We start from the raw sequence: 16,655 nt of genomic DNA on the forward strand, positions 1-16,655 counted from the left end.
CGGGGGGAGGCTTCATGATCGACACATCGACACCCGAGAAGGCCGGTCTCCTGGCCTTTCGCGAATCGCCTGTTGCTCAGATCATGGTGCGATATCGGCGGATCGTTGAGATCAACCGCGCCATAGAGACGCTGTTCGGCTTTGCACGAGTCCAGCTTGTCAACAAGTCTGTCCAGCTCCTCTACCCGACCATCGCCGATTTCAAGCGCATCGGAGAAAACTGCGAGGAAACGCTGCGCAAGGGGGCCACCACGCTCTACGAAGACGAGCGATTCATGCAGACGGCGAAGAAGGAGCTCTTCTGGGCACGTGCCAGGGGCATCACGCTCACGCCCGAGGATCCGTTCAAGCTCATGATCTGGAGCTTCGACCGCATCCAGGACAAGAGGCAGTACCAGTCTGTGAACCTGACCGGTCGTGAACGCGAAATTGCACCGCTTATTGGTCAGGGAATGACGTCTCGGAAAATCGGCGAGCAACTCGGCATCTCGGTCCGCACGGTGGAGTCTCACCGCGCGAAGCTGATGCGGAAGTTCGATGTCAGCAACACCGCCGAGCTCGTATCGCAGATCATTGTTTCGATCTGACATCATACAAGCCAGGGGTTATTCATAGTGCGGATTTGTCGCGCCGCATGACAATCGGGATTAAAGCACTCGATCCACTTGCGGGCATTGACCGTGCTGATGAATAAGCCTCTGGGCGTGATGTGCTCGCACAAATATGCGCGCACAGTAGACCATTATATCCCGCCAGCGCGCCGGAGACGCCGCAATCCAGCGATCTCAACCATTGGCCGCTTGGACAAGCAGGCATCGGGACTTTGCTGCTGACCGATGACGCCGATCGCCTGCACCACATCAGCGGCCCGAAAAATAAAGTCAGAAAGACCTATCGCGCGATAGCTGGTGGGTCATTTCGACGATAGCGAAAGCGCCCTGTTTGCATCGAGCACCTTAAAATTCAAGGGAGATGACAAACCGCTGGCATCTGCCGAATTGCAAACACTCTCAGAAACCGAAGCGCTGCACTGTGTGACCGCAAGCAGATACCGCCACGTGCGCTGCATGTTTGCGGCGACCGGAAATTTCATCGAGGTCTTGCGGCGCGGAAGCCTAGGCGATCTTTGCTTGCCTTAGAACCTGCTCCCCTGTGAGCGGAAGCTGCCGGGCCAATAAGAGATCTCCCTTGTCTTTCGCCATCCTGCGGGGCCGACTCAGATTACTCCAAGCAGCCGCATCGCTTCGGCAACTCGGACGAAACCTGCGATGTTGGCGCCCAGAACATAATCCCCGGGAGCGCCGTATTCATCGGCAGTTTCAGCGCATCGGTCGTGGATACTCTTCATGATCTGCGCCAACCGCTGTTCGGTCTGTTCGAAGCTCCAGCGGTCGCGGCTGGCGTTCTGCTGCATTTCCAATGCCGAGGTCGTAACGCCCCCGGCATTCGCCGCCTTGCCCGGCCCGAACAGGATGCCGGCCTCGCGCAAGATTCGGATCGCCTCAGGTGCGCAAGGCATGTTGGCACCTTCGCTTACAGCAAGCACGCCGTTCCTGACTAGGGATTTCGCATCCTTGCCTGACAGTTCGTTCTGCGTGGCCGAAGGCATCGCCACCTCACAGGGGATATCCCAGATCGAACCTTTGCCCACTGGTAAGAAATGCACGTCGCCGCGCAGCCGTGCATACTCCGAGATGCGTTTGCGGCGGACGATCTTGACTTCCTTGAGAAGTTCTAGATCAATCCCCGCCTCGTCTATGATATAGCCGCTTGAATCCGAACAGGCGATGACCGTGCCGCCAAGCGATTGCACTTTTTCGATGGTGTGGATGGCAACGTTGCCCGCGCCCGACACCACCACGCGCTTGCCGTCGAACTCGGTGTTACGGGTCTCGAGCATAGCCTTAGTGAAATAGGCATTGCCAAAACCGGTGGCCTCAGTACGGGCGCGGGAGCCGCCGTAGGCAATGGCCTTTCCAGTCAATACACCGGATTCATAGCGGTTTGTTAGTCGTTTGTATTGGCCGAACATGTACCCGATTTCACGCCCACCCACACCGATGTCGCCTGCTGGAACATCCGTCTGTTCGCCTATGTGGCGGTGCAGTTCGGTCATGAGCGATTGGCAAAACCGCATGATCTCGCCATCGGATTTGCCCTTGGGGTCGAAATCCGTACCGCCTTTGCCACCACCGATCGGCAGTCCAGTCAACGCGTTTTTGAATATCTGCTCAAAACCGAGAAATTTGATGATGCCCAAATTAACGGACGGGTGGAAGCGCATTCCACCCTTGTAAGGGCCAAGAGCCGAGTTGAACTGAACGCGAAACCCGCGATTGATCTGGACGTTCCCCAGATCGTCGACCCATGGAATGCGAAAGATGATCTGGCGCTCGGGTTCGCAGATCCGTTCGATGAGTGCGTGCTCGAGGTAGTCCGGCTTCTTTGCGACGACGCGCCCGAGACTTTCCATCACCTCGTGTACGGCTTGGTGGAATTCAGGCTCACCGGCATTGCGCCGCATCACTTCCGCAAAGATTGGGTGCAGTTTTTCATCGATATTGTTCATTGATTTAGTCACTTTTCGCGGACAATTTTGGTCGGGTGATGGATGCGCGGGCAGATAAGTTGTCTTATGCCAACCATAGAGCCAGTTATTTGATCCTCAACCGCTGTGCAAGGCGTTCTCAATCAGGATGAGGTCGAGAAAGGTATGTCATGAGGTCGCGGTTAGATGGTTCAAGTTGTGCGGCCTCCAAACCGATGCCGATAGCAATAGGTTTCTGGGCGCGGGTGATGCGCCGATGCCTGATCGTCTAATTACGCGAAGATCGCTGCGGCAATCGATTAATGCAACAGTCCCATCTTGCGGCAGATTCTGCAGGTCAAGGCCATTTCCCCGCAGGACGGATATGTTATGCAAGATTGCTGATTCATAAATTTCTTGAATTGCCGGGGGCGCTGGCTGCACCTCCAAGGATGCAGCCCGGATCGGTCGGAGGCGGAGTTACGGTGCCAGATAGCAGATAAGTGGGCACGTCACGCGCCCGGCATCAACCATGCACTAGAGGGAAAGCTCGTCCTCAGGATTGCCCGAAGCGACCCTGAGTACGGTCAGCGCGCGACGCTCGCCTTCTAGTGTCTGCCAGTGGAAGACTGCACCTTCGGAGAGACCGATGAGTGCGACGCCGATGGGGGTCATGACCGAAACGCGTTGCTGTGAGATGTCGGCATCTTCTGGCAGGACCAGCCTGACAGTGCTTTCATGCGCGGTAGTTTCGTCGCGATAGGTCACTGTCCGGCCAAGCGAAACAGCATGGGGTGGGAGCTTTTTCGCGGGTACTATACGCGCGCGATCAAGTTCATCGAACAAGCGATTCGCAAGGTCTGGATTGCGTCGAAACCCGCCTTCGGCGAGTGACTCTAGGATGTTGAAATCCTCCTGGCAGAGGTCGAGTCGGGGGCGGCGGCGCAGCAGGTTCGACTGGGTCATGGATTTTTGCATGGTGTTGTTCCTTTGCGTGCAATGCGCTGAAGCGCGTTTAAGAAATTCATGGATTGGATAGCGCTGGCCTGAAGCGAATTGGGCGGCCTAGACCGCCGCAATATCCTGATGCGGTAAGGTTTCGAGGATCACGAGCGTGTCGACGGTTCCGTCCTCACGCAGCATCGGGGCACGCTGGTGCCGACGCATTCCAATCATGGTCGCGCCCAGCATCGAGGCGACCCGTATGACACCGGGGCGCTGCATCAGGTCAAATGTCAGGACACCGCTTTGAACACCGCCGCCGCTGATCATGTACACCACATGACAGCCGCCGGTGACCAGATCCTCGGAGGCCGGTTCGCGGGCCGGTATCGCGGTGCGTAGCTTGTGACGCAGAAAGCCGGTCAGGATGATCGGGTAGGGTGTTTCGAACAGCGCCCTGTCCAGCAGTAGCCGTTCAAGCGACGTCCGGTCACTGCGGGTCAGCGAGAACGCGCTTCGTCTAGTGAGGCATTTCCGGTTCGGCCAGGGCGCACCGGTGCCGTGATGTTTATGGGTATTGGTATTGGTTGTGGACATAGTCTTACTCCCGGGAGCGGCAATATATTGCCTACACTTTTCAAGGATTTGAAGAGCCCCGGGTGGTAGGGAAGAACGCTATGCGTCGACCGCCCGGGGAGCCCGGCGGTTCAGAACAGGAAACCGGATATGATTCATGTTCGCTACCATGTAACCCACGGTAGACGTACCCGGTTGTCTGTCAACACCTATTTCCTGAACCGACAAAACCCCGCCTATTGCACACGCCGATAGGGCACCTCTGACTTTGAGCCGACTACTTTGCCCGGATCCGGACAATCTGTTTGCGCGACATCGCCCAGCTGTGGCCCAGCGAATGGTCGATCGGAGTTTGAGTCAAACCACCCGAGAATTGGCGCCAATCGTATGACTGCCGGTATTCATGAACAGGTTGTCATATTGCATCGACCCCAGAACAGGCGTGCCATCAGGTGTAATCGGTCGCAAAACCGGTCCAACCTTCGGCTTTGGAAGTGTCTCCGCGCCGGGTAAGCTGATCGCCAATGACGTCTTTGACTGTATTCGTGGCATGTGGGCCGTGTCGGTTAAAATAGTCTGCAATCTCCGTTCACCTTGCCATGCGAGTGCTGCTACCCAAACGGGCTATCGCACGTTTGTGGGTTTCATCTATGATCGTAAACTTCGGCGCGAAGGCATCATTCGTCACCGGATAGGTGACGGAATATCCCTTCACGGGGCTAGACTGGCAGCTTGATCCCAATGAGGTTCAGCGCGCCCTAGGCATAGCTACCCATGGCGCAAATGTAGGCGCCACCCGTGATGCGGTCGGCGATCTCTGTGTCGACGCCTGCAATCTTACTCCCAATGTTGCATTGTCTTCACGAAGCGGCCATATGGATGGCATGGTGATGTTCACGATCCATAAGAGGTTCCTGCAGTACGCGGGAAATCTGCTAAACCGCAGGTAACCCCGAGCGGGCAATAGTATTATTGCCGTGCTTCGGGGAATCGATCGAACAGCCATCGCAAACCGTTCAAAGCAAGTCATCTCGAACGTGTCGGCAATTGGTTGGCGCGTTGAAAATGTTCGAAGGTTTGGCCTCTTACGAATGGACGACCATATGTTTGCATTTGAGCCTCTCGATGTACGCGCATCCCTGAATAGACGTACCTTTGGGCTAATGGTTACCGTTCCGTTCAGGCGGTGGATGCGGGCAGCAGTCAAGAAATGGCAAGGGCGGACGATGACTGCGGCTCACGCCGCCGGGGATGATCCAACCCTGTGAGATATCGCGATGCATCGGTACGAAATCGCCTGCGGATTCGATGGAATTGGCGACCCAGCGTTTACGGGTAAACAACCCACTCGAAGGAGTGTTGCACCATGACTAAGCCTTTCTTCTTGTTCTGGAACATTGTCCCAACGCGCACGCTGCCCGGAGTGGGTTCATATACGCGCTCAGTGTCGCTGCTCCGGGACCTCCAACACCAACTAACACTCAAATGCCGTGGCGACATTCTTGTCGCCCAAGGAGGTTGAAATGGCCTATTCCGATTACAGCGGACTCGTCCTCGACACAAAATCCAACGAAAAAAGCGAGTATGAAATTCTGAAATCACATTCGGGCGAATGCCGGCTTTCAAAGCGCGATAGACGCGCCCTTACAGCGTACCTGGAACACGCAGTCCATGTAGATAAGGGTTTCTACTTGGCATTGTCGCGTCTTCTGCGCAGGAAATTAAACTATGCGCTGGACTTAGCTGCAGCCTCTCATTTGCGCTCGACTGCGATCGGGGGATCTCGGATCACGTTCGCAATCGACAGGCTCCGAACGCAAAATGGGCGGTTGGTATATTGTGAAAACTACAACCCGAGACAAGACGATATTAACATGGCGTCTTTGCTTGGTGCAACATTGACCGGGATGGAAACGGGTGAGACCGCACCTTTCCTTCAAGCGGACGGATCGTTCCGGCAAGTGCATCTCTTCAGTGTCGTTCACCAAGTGGAGCAATCCTGATTTAGGAATATTCTACGCGATTTCACTCAGGTCCGCTTGCCCAGGTTTGCTGGAATTACCCGTCGCAGGTGGACCTAATTCTCTTTAGCAGACGCTCTGGAAGCCACACGATCAAGAGATTTCCTTTCGCTCTTGAATAGGCATGGTATAAATTTTTCGCTCAAATGTTGAGCATACTTGTGTCTGGGCAGTTTCAAGTCAAAGGTGCCACAACATGTCGATCCTTCTCAATCTAAGTCCCGCCATGGCCGAATTTCGCGCGGGCGAACCGCTACGCGCCGGTCTTGGAGCGCTGGTCGGCATAACGCTCTGCGCCGTTGTCGTCAGCCTTGATTACTTCGTCCCGTCTAGCACCGCTGATGCTGGTTGCACTGGCATGACGAACACGAATGCGTCGGGGTCAACACACGGTGGCATAACTGATCAGAAGCTGCCACTTCGGCAACCATCTCTGGAGTCCGATCATTCGGCGTGGTGTAGATCGCGCGCGTAAACTGCACGGTCGGGTGAGCCGGTGGCTCGATTGCAAGATCGAGATAATCTATCAAAAGGTCTGGCACACGGTCGTGCAACTGCTCGGCAAAGTATTTGGACAGGGCGCACTGAGTGTGCTCCCTTAGAGCTGGCGTCTACATGCATCAGTTTCAAGATAACTCTCCAATCTTGAAAAAGTGAGAAGGCGAAGCAAATTGATCAATGGAAGCGGGCTGGTCCCCGAGACCAAGCAACTACGTCACAGACCGGCAAGGTCCTCGCCCCCGATCTCTATGTCGCTGTCGGCATTTCGGGCGCAATCCTGCACCTCGCCGGTAGGAAAGAAAGCAAGGTAGCCGACCAACACAGTTTGCTGACACCCCTAGTTTAGTGGGAATATCTTTCCGCAGTCAGCCCATCCATTAAAATCTCTGGCGTTTTGCCCAACACGACGTCGGCAACCGCGCGCCCGGAACCGCAAGCCATGGTCCAACCAAGCGTACCGTGGCCGGTGTTCAGGAACAGGTTGTCGTATTGCGTCGATCCGAGCACGGGCGTGCCATCGGGCGTCATCGGGCGAAGACCTGTCCACCCTTCGGCTTTGGAAATATCACCTCCCTTGGGGAACAGATCGCCAATGACGTGTTTGACAGTATTCGTGGCATGTGGGCCAAGTCGGTTGGAGTAACCCGCAATCTCCGCCTGCCCTGCCACGCGAATGCGGTCGCCCAGACGGGTGATTGCCACCTTATGAGTCTCATCCATGATAGTAGACTGAGGCGCATAGGCATCATCCGTCACCGGCAGTGTGACGGAATAGCCTTTCACGGGATAGACCGGCAGCTTGATACCGATCGGATTCAGTACGCCAGTAGCGTAGCTGCCCATGGCGCAGACATAGGCGTCGCCTGTAATCCGGCCCGCGATTTCGGTATCGACGCCCGCAATCCTGCCACTAACGACAGCGATTGATTTAATCGACTGGCCATACTGGAACTCCACCCCCATCTCGACACACTTCTCAGTAAGAGCGATGGTGAACATGCGGCAATCACCGGTGCGGTCAGCGGTCAAGCGCAGACCACCAACGAACTTGTTACGGACTTCCGCCAGTGCAGGTTCAACGGCAATGCAAGCCTCGGGGTCCAAGACCTCGTAGGGGCTGTCGTATTCGGTCAGAACGTCTTGGTCGGCCTTCGATGCCTTGAGCTGTTTTGCGGTGCGGAACAACTGCAACGTGCCTAGTTGGCGGCCATCGTATTCAATGCCCGTTTCGGCGATCAAATCAGGCATAACATCCCGCGAATAGCTAGACACACGTACCATGCGTCCCTTGTTGATGCGGTAGGCATCCTCGTTGCAGTTGCGGACCATCTGCACGCACCACTTCCACATCGTCGGACTAATCAGCGGCCAGATGAACAACGGACGGCGCTTCATGAACATCCATTTGACGGCTTTCATCGGGATTCCGGGGGCCGCCCACGGAGAGGTCATGCCATAGCTCAGCTGTCCCGCGTTAGCGTAGCTGGTTTCAAGCCCAGGTCCGGATTGGCGATCAATCACCACAACCTCAACGCCCTGCTTCGCTAAATAGTATGCGGTGGTGACGCCGATAACGCCCGCACCCATGACAACAACTTTCATAGCAAATACCTTTCGTCCGCAGCTTCAGGCGCAAATTATGCCCTCATCGCGATTACATAATTGCAGACGAGCACCATTCTGCGAGGATGGTGCCCATCGAGCCTTTCGAGTTCGACGTACAGCTTCAGTGGTCCGAAGAAGGTTGGTGAACGCTTAGGATCGTCAAAATGCGCCGCTGGTTCGCCCGCGTGTCCCAATAGAAACTGGCTCCCTCAGCCAAGCCCAAGAGCGCGACACCAATAGGTGTCATGACTGATACGCGCATTTTGGCGATATCTGCCTCTTCGGGATAGACCAGCGTAACGGATTTTTCCTGCCCCGTGGTTTCGTCACGGTAGGTCACGGCGCTGCCCATGCTGACGACGCCTCGGGGCATCTTTGAGGATGGCACGATACGCGCACGCCCGATCTCGTCGAATAGGCGGTCTGCGACTGCAGGTTGACGCTTCATCATGCCGTCGGCCAAACTCTCCAGATGCGTCAGATCATCTAAATTGAGAACTATCTTGGGATTCCGTCTGCTCGGCCTTTTTGCTGTTTGAATAGATCTAGACATCTTTAACTCTCCCTATTTTGGTGATGGTCTTGGGTTTTGCCCAGAGACCTAAATCGAACTTCTAACGTCTTTCACAAAAAGCCTGCCGATACTGCCGTCTTCAAGCAGTAGCGGAGCACGCTGCCCGGTCCTCATGCCGATTAAGGTAGCCCCCAGCAGTGAGGCCACGGGGATGACTCCGCTGGGCTGCCCAGTTCTAGCACGGTGGACAAGCAGACGTGTCTGGGGTGCCGTCCCATCAATGACATAGGTGACGCACGACCCTCCAATCACCAGATCGGTGTAATGCACATCGTCAGCGGGCCGCGTATTCATCAACTTGTTGGCCAGCACATAAGCAAGCAATCTTGTGCCGGCACGACTGGCACATTCGCAGTCCTCAAGGTGCTCCTGTAGCTTTTGATAGTCCGCGGTTGGCATGGTTGCGGGAGTGTTGCGAAGCATTCTGAGCGGGTATTGGGTCTGGATATCTGACGGATCGGGCTGATTGACATCGAACATAGCTTCTCCTCGGGCGAATTTCGCCGCGTTCAGGTTTCATGACTGTGAGGAGCCCCGGGAAGTATGGCAGGCGCGAACGCGTCTAAACCGCCCGGGGGAACGGGCGGTTTAGAAGTAGAAAGCGAAAATGATCTACATGTTCCAACATAGCGTAGAAAGTAGGTCTGGAGCTCTTACGCGTCAATCCTGACTTGTGAATAATTGCGGATCAGCATTTTTGTGCCCTAAATGACCCACTTTTTGGAAAGACGGCTCGAACCAGAGTTGAGTTGGGCTTTAACCGTTGAAAGCGCGTGTCATACCCCCATCTCAAGAAACATGATGATCCGCTGTCATATGGGGTTCGTGCTCTTTGCAGGGCAGATACTGAACCGCCGTTAGCCCCGGGCGGGGCTGGCATTTTTGTGCCGCTTCACGCAGTGGGGCTGCTAAAGATCACGCTGATCTTCTAAATTAGAGATGGTCGTTCCATCTGACGAAATCAAATTGTGATAGTGTGCAAGTTCGATTTCCGGATGCGCGCAGGAACCCGACGTTATTGTTTCAAGTACCTTGTTGTTGGAAGATGACATGCATCCCATGATCTTTCACCAAAACCACACCTCTCTGCACGACGATCCCGTTCTCATGCAGGGCGGAGGTATGTGGCACCGGACACGCGCGGCGTATGAAAGCTGGAAACGGTTCGGAACGATACCGGCTTTCAAACCCGTAAACGATCGCTGGCTCAGGGACATCGGGATTCTACGTCGCCATATCAGGCGCATTTCACACAGCCACTGTGGTGTCGACTCCTGCATTTTTGAGAACGGCGGTGCGAAAGTAGGCCACGGTAGCGGCGGGATGAGCCTGCTGCGGGCGGCGTAAAAGTCGTCCACCTTTACCCTTTCTGGTCACAGGGAGGGCGGGAGGATTTTCACTGTGGATTTGTATCGGAAGGTTCGGCTGGCCTGTGCTGAGGGCATGAGCCAGCGTGAGGCGGCGCGGCATTTCAACATCTCGCGCGATAGCGTAGCCAAGATGATGGCGTTTTCGGTTCCACCTGGATATCGGCGGTCGGCACCGGTTAAGCGACCGAAGCTGGATGGCTTCACCGGGATCATCGACGGTTGGCTGGACGGCGATCGGGAGGTCCATCGCAAGCAGCGGCACACGGCGACGCGGGTGTTCGAGCGGCTTCGCGACGAGCACGGGTTCACCGGCGGCTACACGATCGTGAAGGATTACATACGACAGCGCGAACGGCGCGGCCGGGAGATGTTCGTGCCGCTGGCGCATGCGCCCGGTCATGCCCAGGCCGACTTCGGCGAGGCGGTGGTCGTCATCGGCGGCATTGAGCAGAAGGCGCATTTCTTCGTGATGGATCTGCCCCACAGCGACGCCTGTTATGTCCGTGCCTATCCGGCGGCCACTGCCGAGGCCTGGGTGGATGGCCACGTTCACGCCTTCGCGTTCTTCGGCAAGGTGCCGGTGTCGGTCCTCTACGACAACGACCGCTGTCTGGTTGCGAAGATCCTGCCGGACGGGACACGTCAAAGGGCCACGCTTTTCAGCGGGTTCCTGTCGCATTACCTGTTCCGTGATCGTTACGGGCGGCCCGGCAAGGGCAATGACAAGGGCAACGCGGAGGGGCTGGTCGGTTATTCCCGCCGCAACTTCATGGTGCCGATCCCGCGGTTCGCGACCTGGGACGCGTTCAACGATTACCTGGAGGCGCAGTGTCTCAAACGTCAGGCGGATGTCCTGCGAGGTCAGTCTGAGACGATTGGCCAACGCCTCGAGCGGGATTTGGCCGCGATGTCCGACCTGCCTGCGGCGCCGTTCGATGCCTGCGATCAGGCCACCGGACGGGTCAGTTCGCAGGCGCTGGTGCGCTACAAGACCAACGATTATTCAGTGCCGGTCGCCTACGGCCATCGCGACGTCTGGATCAGGGGCTATGTCGACATGGTCGTGATCGGCTGCGGTGGCGAGGTGATCGCCCGTCATCCCCGCTGCTACGACCGCGAGGACATGGTCTTCGATGCGGTGCATTACCTTCCGCTGATCGAGCAGAAGATCAATGCCCTGGACCAGGCGGCACCCCTGGCGGAATGGGACCTGCCGTCGGAGTTCACGACCCTGCGCCGCCTGATGGAAGCGCGGATGATCAAGGCAGGACGCCGCGAGTATGTTCAGGTTCTGCGCCTGCTCGAGACCTTCGACATCGACGATCTCCACGCTGCGGTGAAGAAGGCCCTGCAACTGGGCGCGGTCGGCTTCGATGCCGTCAAGCACCTTGTCCTCTGCCACGTCGAGAAACGGCCGCCGAAGCTGGATCTCGATGTCTATCCATACCTGCCGCGGGCGAACGTCGAGACCACGTCCGCGGCCAGTTATATGGCCCTGATGTCGGAGGATGCGGCATGACCGACACCCCGAAGATCCTGCTCGCGGATCATCTCAAGACGCTGAAGCTGCCCACCTTCCTGCGGGAATACGAGAAGCTCGCCCGCCAATGCGCCGCCGAAGGGCTGGATCATGTCCAGTTCCTAGCACGTCTGGTCGAGCTGGAATTGATCGACCGCGAGCGGCGGATGATCGAGCGGCGTATCAAGGCAGCGAAGTTCCCGGCGACCAAGAGCCTGGACAGCTTCGACTTCAAGGCGATCCCCAAGCTGAACAAGATGCAGGTACTGGAACTCGCGCGATGCAACTGGATCGAGCGACGCGAGAATGTCATCGCCTTGGGGCCCAGTGGCACCGGCAAGACCCATGTTGCCCTCGGGCTGGGGCTGGCGGCCTGCCAGAAGGGCCTCTCGGTCAGCTTCACCACCGCCGCGACGCTGGTCAACGAGATGATGGAAGCCCGAGACGAGCGCCGTCTGCTACGGCTGCAAAAGCAGTTGGCCGGCGTCAAATTGATGATCATTGACGAACTGGGCTTCGTGCCACTGTCCAAGACCGGTGCCGAGCTCTTGTTCGAACTGATCTCGCAGCGCTATGAGCGCGGGTCCACGCTGATCACCAGCAATCTGCCCTTCGACGAATGGACCGAAACCTTCGGCACCGAACGCCTGACCGGCGCTCTCCTCGACAGACTGACACACCACGTAAACATTCTCGAGATGAACGGCGACAGCTATCGCCTCAGCCAAAGCCGCGCTCGAAAGGCCCGATCCGCCACCTGATCACACCTAACAGAATTGGCCCTCCGGGCCAATGCGCCATGGCACGTGCCAGCTATTTGGGGAGCGCACGCTATCTGGAAAGATGGCACCGAATTTGAGGCAAAGGAGGCCTAAAACCAAACGCAAGCCGCGACATACCGCGCCCGCAAAAAGTTGCCGTATCGACCACAGCGGCAGGCAATCGACAAAACCCGAGCGATCTACATGCGAGCCCTACGCATCGCGAATATCACCGTCGGGAGGTCGACGCCTTGGATGCCGAGATGAAGCACCAAATGGGATGACTTCAAAAAGAACCTTGCAGGTGGCCGATACACTCGACAATATCGACGAGCGCAGATGATCAATTAAAGAACCTACATCCCCATGGCGCGTGGGTTCATCTATCTGGCGGCCGTGCTCGATTGGCTCACGCGGCGCGTGTCGATCACGCTGGAGGCCGATTTTTGCATAGAATTTGCATAGAAGCTGTGGAAGAGGCGCTGGCTCGTCACGGCACGCCCGAGATCTTCAACACGGATAGTCTATGATGGTCACCAGTTCTCGGGTGGTTTGACTCAAACACCGATCGACCGTTCGCTGGGTTGGTGCCGCTTGGCTTTCCGGTTTGGTCTGACCCAAACAGCGACCGACCAGACACGTGTCTTTCCCTGGATCTGTCGACCGCCCGGGAACGCCTTGCGGTGAGGCTTTGTCTCAAAGATGCCGCGTGAACCAAGAAGGGCCTGACCATTTGGTCTCATGACTGTCCTGTCCGTGCATTTTTGTCAACGAAGCAAGTCTGCCACTGCCGGGAAGGATGATCCTATAGCCAGATCCAAACAAACCACCCCAGTTGTTGGCGGGGTTGATACGCACAAAGACCTTCATGTTGCAGCTGTTGTGGATGACAATGATCAAGTGCTGGGAACGCAGAGCTTTGCCACAACACGGCAGGGCTACAAGCTGATGCTGACATGGATACGCTCATTCGGAGACTTGCAGCGGATTGGCATTGAATGCACCGGCAGCTATGGTGCCGGGCTTTTGCGATATATGCAGGTCGCTGGTGTGGACGTCTTGGAGGTGACCGCGCCGGACAAATTGGACCGAAGGCGGCGTGGCAAGAACGATGACTTCGATGCACAGAGCGCTGCCCACGCGGCCTTCGCAGAGCGGCGCACGGTAACCCCGCGCAGCCGGGATGGGATGGTAGAATCCCTGCGTGTATTAAGGGTTTGCCGCAAAACGGCTGTTCAAGCCCGGCGGGTTGCATTGCAGATCATCCAAACCACAATCATCTGCGCACCTGACCGTCTACGTGATCTTTTGCGCAATATGACCCGCATGCAATTGATCAGGACACTGGCAGCTTGGCGTCCGGATTTGACAGGGTTTCGGGATGTCGAAGAATCTTACAAGATTGCGCTCAAATCGCTAGCACGTCGATACCTTGAGCTGCACGATGAGGTCGCCGATCTGGACGACATGATCGAAGCAATCGTCACTGACCTTGCCCCATATCTGATTGCATGCAGCGGGATCGGCTTTACCAGCGCGGCTCAATTGTTGCTGACCGCAGGCGACAATCCTGAACGGCTCAGATCCGAAGCCAGCTTCGCTGCTTTGTGCGGCGTCAGCTCAGTTCCTGCATCCTCGGGGAAAACAACACGACACCGATTGAACCGGAGTGGCGACCGAGCCGCGAACAGCGCACTCCACATCATCGCAATTGGGCGGTTACGGCTGGATTCGAAGACAAAGGAATACGTTGCGCGACGAATAGCTCAAGGCCATTCAAAGCTGGAAGCTATTCGGTGCCTGAAACGATACATCGCACGTGAAGTCTTCAACATCATCGCGCGACGTCACAAACAGATCAATCAGGCTCAAATCGCGGCTTGACACTTAGAAGGGCGTCCAGGGATCGCAGTTCACATCCACCGACTTCATCAAGGTGCTGGCCGCCCGTGAGATCAAGATCAGCATGGATGGCAAGGGCGCCTGGCGCGACAACGTCTTCGTCGAGCGGCTCTGGCGGACCATCAAATACGAGGAGGTCCACCTGCGGGCCTATGCCAGCGTGTCCGAGGCCCGGGCCGGAATCGGACGGTATCTCGCCTTCTACAACAGCCGACGCCCGAATTCATCGCTTGACGGGAAAACCCCCGATCAGGCCTACTTCAACCAGCCAATGCCCGAGGCGGTAGCGGCATAAAAAAGGCGGAAAACCACTTAGAAAACGCCCGGAACCTGTTCAGATCAACCGAACCACCTCTCTGTCGGGCTTGGCTGGGCCTGACCACCCGGCGATACCAATCCGGGGAAGTCGACTACGACGGTCACACATCCCGGCGCGGCGACCGCCATGTGAGAAGCCTTCTCTATGAGGCGGCAACGGTCATTCTGACCCGCAGTCTTGCCGACAGCGATCTGCGGACATGGGGGCTGAAACTCAAGGGACGCATCGGCTTCAAACGCGCTGCCGTCGTGGTGGCTCGAAAACTCGCAGTCATAATGCATGCAATGCTCCGGGATGACACCCCGTTCGTGCGGGTCGCAAAGGCCGCAACCTGACACGTCACCAATAGCGCTCAAGTCGCGAGCGCGCGAAGGCGTCCCTGCCGGGACGTAGGTCGAGCCATTCCGCTGATCGAGTTGCACCAGCTAAAACAGCTGAGTGCGTTTCGCACATTGGAAGGCTCCTCCGCGAAGACCCATCATGCGGCGACCGACGTGTCGACCGCGAAGACGACCCTGACCCGGCAAACGTTTCGACGACGCGCACTCGGAGCCTCAGGCGCATTGGTCTCACGCATGACCTGAAGACCGACCTCCCGCCGTCCAACGCCCGGTGGTGCAAAGAAAATGCTTGCAATTCTGGCTGCGATTAGACGACTCGATCACACGCCCCTGGGGTCAGAAACTTCTTGCCTGACGGGCGGCAACCACAGAATTTGCGTTTTGAACGACCTCAGATTAAACTCTCTCTGATCGGATGGTTGTGCCATTTCCGTTTCGGATTGGGCGGGTTCGAAGCTACGCGCCTAAAGGCGCTCGGTGATCTCGATGGGGTTTTGGTCATCGATGATACCAGGTTTCTGAAGAAGGAGGCTCACTCCGTCGGTGTTGGTCGACAGTATTCCGGTACGGCAGACCGGATTGAGAATGCCAGATCGGTGTATTCGCCGCCTATGCCAGCCGCGGGAATCACGCACTGCTTGATCGGCGGCTTTACCTGCCGAAGGACTGGGCCAACGAGTTGTAGCGGTGCATAAAGGCGCGTGTGCCGGAAAACGTTATATTTGCCACAAAGTCGGCCATGGCCTGCGAAATGACAGAAAAGCTGCTGGGTGAGGGGGCGCCAAGCGCCTTTGTCCTCACCCATGTGGTCTATAGCTCGGACTATGGGTTCCCGCACATGCTGGAGGATCGTGGTCAGCCCTATGCGCTGGCGGTGCGTTCGACCCACAACTTGCACTTTCTGGAAGAGCGGCGCTGGTACAGACAAACCTGAGGACGATGATTTCCGAACCGCCCACAGAGGCCTGACAGTTCCTGTCCGCCGGTAAAGGTGCCAAGTGCATACGCCGATGGAGAACCGTTCGGCTGGACTCAGGTAAATGCCATTTTTTGCTCGATATCCACGGAGAGTACAAGACTGGATGGCGGGGAATTCCGCCACTTACGATTAGCGGGTCCAAGTGATTTTAGGCACGATCAAGATCTTGATGATTGGGTGCTTTACCTACCCTTTTGGTTGCTTGGATATGAAGCTATGGCTTCTATCTTCGTGGAGCGTTCAGCCCGATGTTTAATACAAAAGCCCGACTCGCCTGCACCGAAGCCGCTTGAAAACGTCAAGCGAGCCGAGTGACGCTCACCGGCTTAACGAACCGTGAGTAGTTACCGTGTCTTTCTGCAATCCTAAAATAGTTCTTCTTCTCAATTCCTCGCCTTGTATCCTGCCCGTGTCCGGATAGTATGCTGACACATACTGGCGGAGGAAACCATGATCATTCGCGCCATTGACGGGCTTAACGAAACCGTCGGCAGAATCGTCTCTGTGGTGGCGATCGTGTTCGCGGCATTCATCATCTATGACGTATTCATGCGTTACGTGCTCAACGATCCGACCCGCTGGGCGTTTGACGTCACAAAGCAGATGTTCGGCTTCTACTTTGTGCTGCTCGGCGGCTATGCGCTGCGGCATCAGGCGCATGTGCGGGTGGATCTGCTGACCGCCAATCTGTCCGAGACCCCGGCCCGTATTGTCGATG

13 protein-coding genes and 5 pseudogenes are annotated in these 16,655 nt (G+C 56.7%); 12 read left to right on the forward strand and 6 right to left on the reverse strand.

Features of this window, described 5'->3' with window-relative positions; translation table 11 throughout:
- Positions 1–14: 14 nt before the first annotated feature.
- A complete protein-coding gene (locus tag GC127_RS02580) occupies positions 15–587 on the forward strand; it encodes a LuxR C-terminal-related transcriptional regulator (protein WP_151976076.1) in 573 nt (190 codons plus the stop codon).
- Positions 588–1,216: 629 nt separating this feature from the next.
- Here the strand turns inward: GC127_RS02580 and gdhA are convergent.
- From gdhA to GC127_RS02595, 3 genes are all read right to left on the reverse strand, one after another.
- Entirely contained in the window at positions 1,217–2,569 is a 1,353-nt protein-coding gene (gene gdhA / locus GC127_RS02585) for an NADP-specific glutamate dehydrogenase (RefSeq protein ID WP_151976075.1), read from the reverse strand.
- A gap of 495 nt (positions 2,570–3,064) precedes the next feature.
- On the reverse strand, positions 3,065–3,505 hold the full coding sequence (rnk, locus tag GC127_RS02590; RefSeq protein WP_254699958.1) for a nucleoside diphosphate kinase regulator: 441 nt from the start codon (positions 3,503–3,505) through the stop codon (positions 3,065–3,067).
- Positions 3,506–3,592: 87 nt separating this feature from the next.
- On the reverse strand, positions 3,593–4,066 hold the full coding sequence (locus GC127_RS02595) for a hypothetical protein (RefSeq protein ID WP_151976074.1): 474 nt from the start codon (positions 4,064–4,066) through the stop codon (positions 3,593–3,595).
- A 1,502-nt stretch (positions 4,067–5,568) separates the two neighbouring features.
- On the opposite strand from GC127_RS02595, the gene GC127_RS02600 reads away from it, so the two are divergent.
- Entirely contained in the window at positions 5,569–6,048 is a 480-nt protein-coding gene (locus GC127_RS02600) for a hypothetical protein (protein ID WP_151976073.1), read from the forward strand.
- Between the two features lie 736 nt (positions 6,049–6,784).
- A pseudogene (locus GC127_RS02605) lies at positions 6,785–6,877 on the forward strand (FAD-binding protein); the annotation flags it as partial.
- Between the two features lie 32 nt (positions 6,878–6,909).
- Here the strand turns inward: GC127_RS02605 and GC127_RS02610 are convergent.
- The 3 genes from GC127_RS02610 to GC127_RS02620 form a co-directional block, all read right to left on the reverse strand.
- Positions 6,910–8,169: a D-amino acid dehydrogenase gene (locus tag GC127_RS02610; protein ID WP_151976072.1), complete on the reverse strand. Its 1,260-nt coding sequence runs from the start codon at positions 8,167–8,169 to the stop codon at positions 6,910–6,912.
- A gap of 124 nt (positions 8,170–8,293) precedes the next feature.
- Complete coding sequence (rnk, locus tag GC127_RS02615) at positions 8,294–8,725, reverse strand: nucleoside diphosphate kinase regulator (RefSeq protein ID WP_151976071.1); 432 nt, start codon at positions 8,723–8,725, stop codon at positions 8,294–8,296.
- 48 nt (positions 8,726–8,773) lie between these two features.
- Positions 8,774–9,226, reverse strand: coding sequence for a hypothetical protein (locus tag GC127_RS02620; RefSeq protein WP_151976070.1), 453 nt, complete (start codon positions 9,224–9,226; stop codon positions 8,774–8,776).
- Positions 9,227–10,189: 963 nt separating this feature from the next.
- Between GC127_RS02620 and istA the strand changes: the two genes are divergently transcribed.
- From istA to GC127_RS02665, 9 genes and pseudogenes are all read left to right on the forward strand, one after another.
- The gene (gene istA, locus GC127_RS02625) at positions 10,190–11,635 is read left to right on the forward strand and encodes an IS21 family transposase (protein ID WP_254699957.1); all 1,446 of its coding nucleotides are present in this window, start codon (positions 10,190–10,192) and stop codon (positions 11,633–11,635) included.
- Positions 11,632–12,396, forward strand: coding sequence for an IS21-like element helper ATPase IstB (gene istB, locus GC127_RS02630; RefSeq protein WP_151976068.1), 765 nt, complete (start codon positions 11,632–11,634; stop codon positions 12,394–12,396). The genes istA and istB overlap by 4 nt, the downstream gene beginning before the upstream one ends.
- Before the next feature lie 354 nt (positions 12,397–12,750).
- Positions 12,751–12,917, forward strand: a pseudogene (locus GC127_RS02635) (IS3 family transposase); the annotation flags it as partial.
- 286 nt (positions 12,918–13,203) lie between these two features.
- Positions 13,204–14,280: an IS110 family transposase gene (locus tag GC127_RS02640; protein WP_151976278.1), complete on the forward strand. Its 1,077-nt coding sequence runs from the start codon at positions 13,204–13,206 to the stop codon at positions 14,278–14,280.
- 16 nt (positions 14,281–14,296) lie between these two features.
- Positions 14,297–14,593 (forward strand): annotated as a pseudogene (locus GC127_RS02645) (transposase); the annotation flags it as partial.
- 68 nt (positions 14,594–14,661) lie between these two features.
- Positions 14,662–14,952: pseudogene (locus GC127_RS02650) on the forward strand (transposase); the annotation flags it as partial.
- A 458-nt stretch (positions 14,953–15,410) separates the two neighbouring features.
- A pseudogene (locus GC127_RS23050) lies at positions 15,411–15,631 on the forward strand (transposase); the annotation flags it as partial.
- An 18-nt stretch (positions 15,632–15,649) separates the two neighbouring features.
- Positions 15,650–15,892, forward strand: coding sequence for a transposase (locus tag GC127_RS02660; RefSeq protein WP_085976982.1), 243 nt, complete (start codon positions 15,650–15,652; stop codon positions 15,890–15,892).
- Between the two features lie 495 nt (positions 15,893–16,387).
- The coding region (locus GC127_RS02665; RefSeq protein WP_151976067.1) for a TRAP transporter small permease subunit at positions 16,388–16,655 on the forward strand (268 nt) is incomplete at its 3' end.

This window comes from Roseovarius sp. EC-HK134 (assembly GCF_902498815.1).
Lineage (GTDB): Bacteria > Pseudomonadota > Alphaproteobacteria > Rhodobacterales > Rhodobacteraceae > Roseovarius > Roseovarius mucosus_A.

Bases quoted from the DNA above. Each gene is read 5' to 3' on its own strand.
- GC127_RS02580 (WP_151976076.1), top strand. From the start codon at position 15: ATGATCGACACATCGACACCCGAGAAGGCCGGTCTCCTGGCCTTTCGC.
- gdhA (WP_151976075.1), bottom strand. From the start codon at position 2,569: ATGAACAATATCGATGAAAAACTGCACCCAATCTTTGCGGAAGTGATG.
- rnk (WP_254699958.1), bottom strand. From the start codon at position 3,505: ATGCAAAAATCCATGACCCAGTCGAACCTGCTGCGCCGCCGCCCCCGA.
- GC127_RS02595 (WP_151976074.1), bottom strand. From the start codon at position 4,066: ATGTCCACAACCAATACCAATACCCATAAACATCACGGCACCGGTGCG.
- GC127_RS02600 (WP_151976073.1), top strand. From the start codon at position 5,569: ATGGCCTATTCCGATTACAGCGGACTCGTCCTCGACACAAAATCCAAC.
- GC127_RS02610 (WP_151976072.1), bottom strand. From the start codon at position 8,169: ATGAAAGTTGTTGTCATGGGTGCGGGCGTTATCGGCGTCACCACCGCA.
- rnk (WP_151976071.1), bottom strand. From the start codon at position 8,725: ATGTCTAGATCTATTCAAACAGCAAAAAGGCCGAGCAGACGGAATCCC.
- GC127_RS02620 (WP_151976070.1), bottom strand. From the start codon at position 9,226: ATGTTCGATGTCAATCAGCCCGATCCGTCAGATATCCAGACCCAATAC.
- istA (WP_254699957.1), top strand. From the start codon at position 10,190: ATGAGCCAGCGTGAGGCGGCGCGGCATTTCAACATCTCGCGCGATAGC.
- istB (WP_151976068.1), top strand. From the start codon at position 11,632: ATGACCGACACCCCGAAGATCCTGCTCGCGGATCATCTCAAGACGCTG.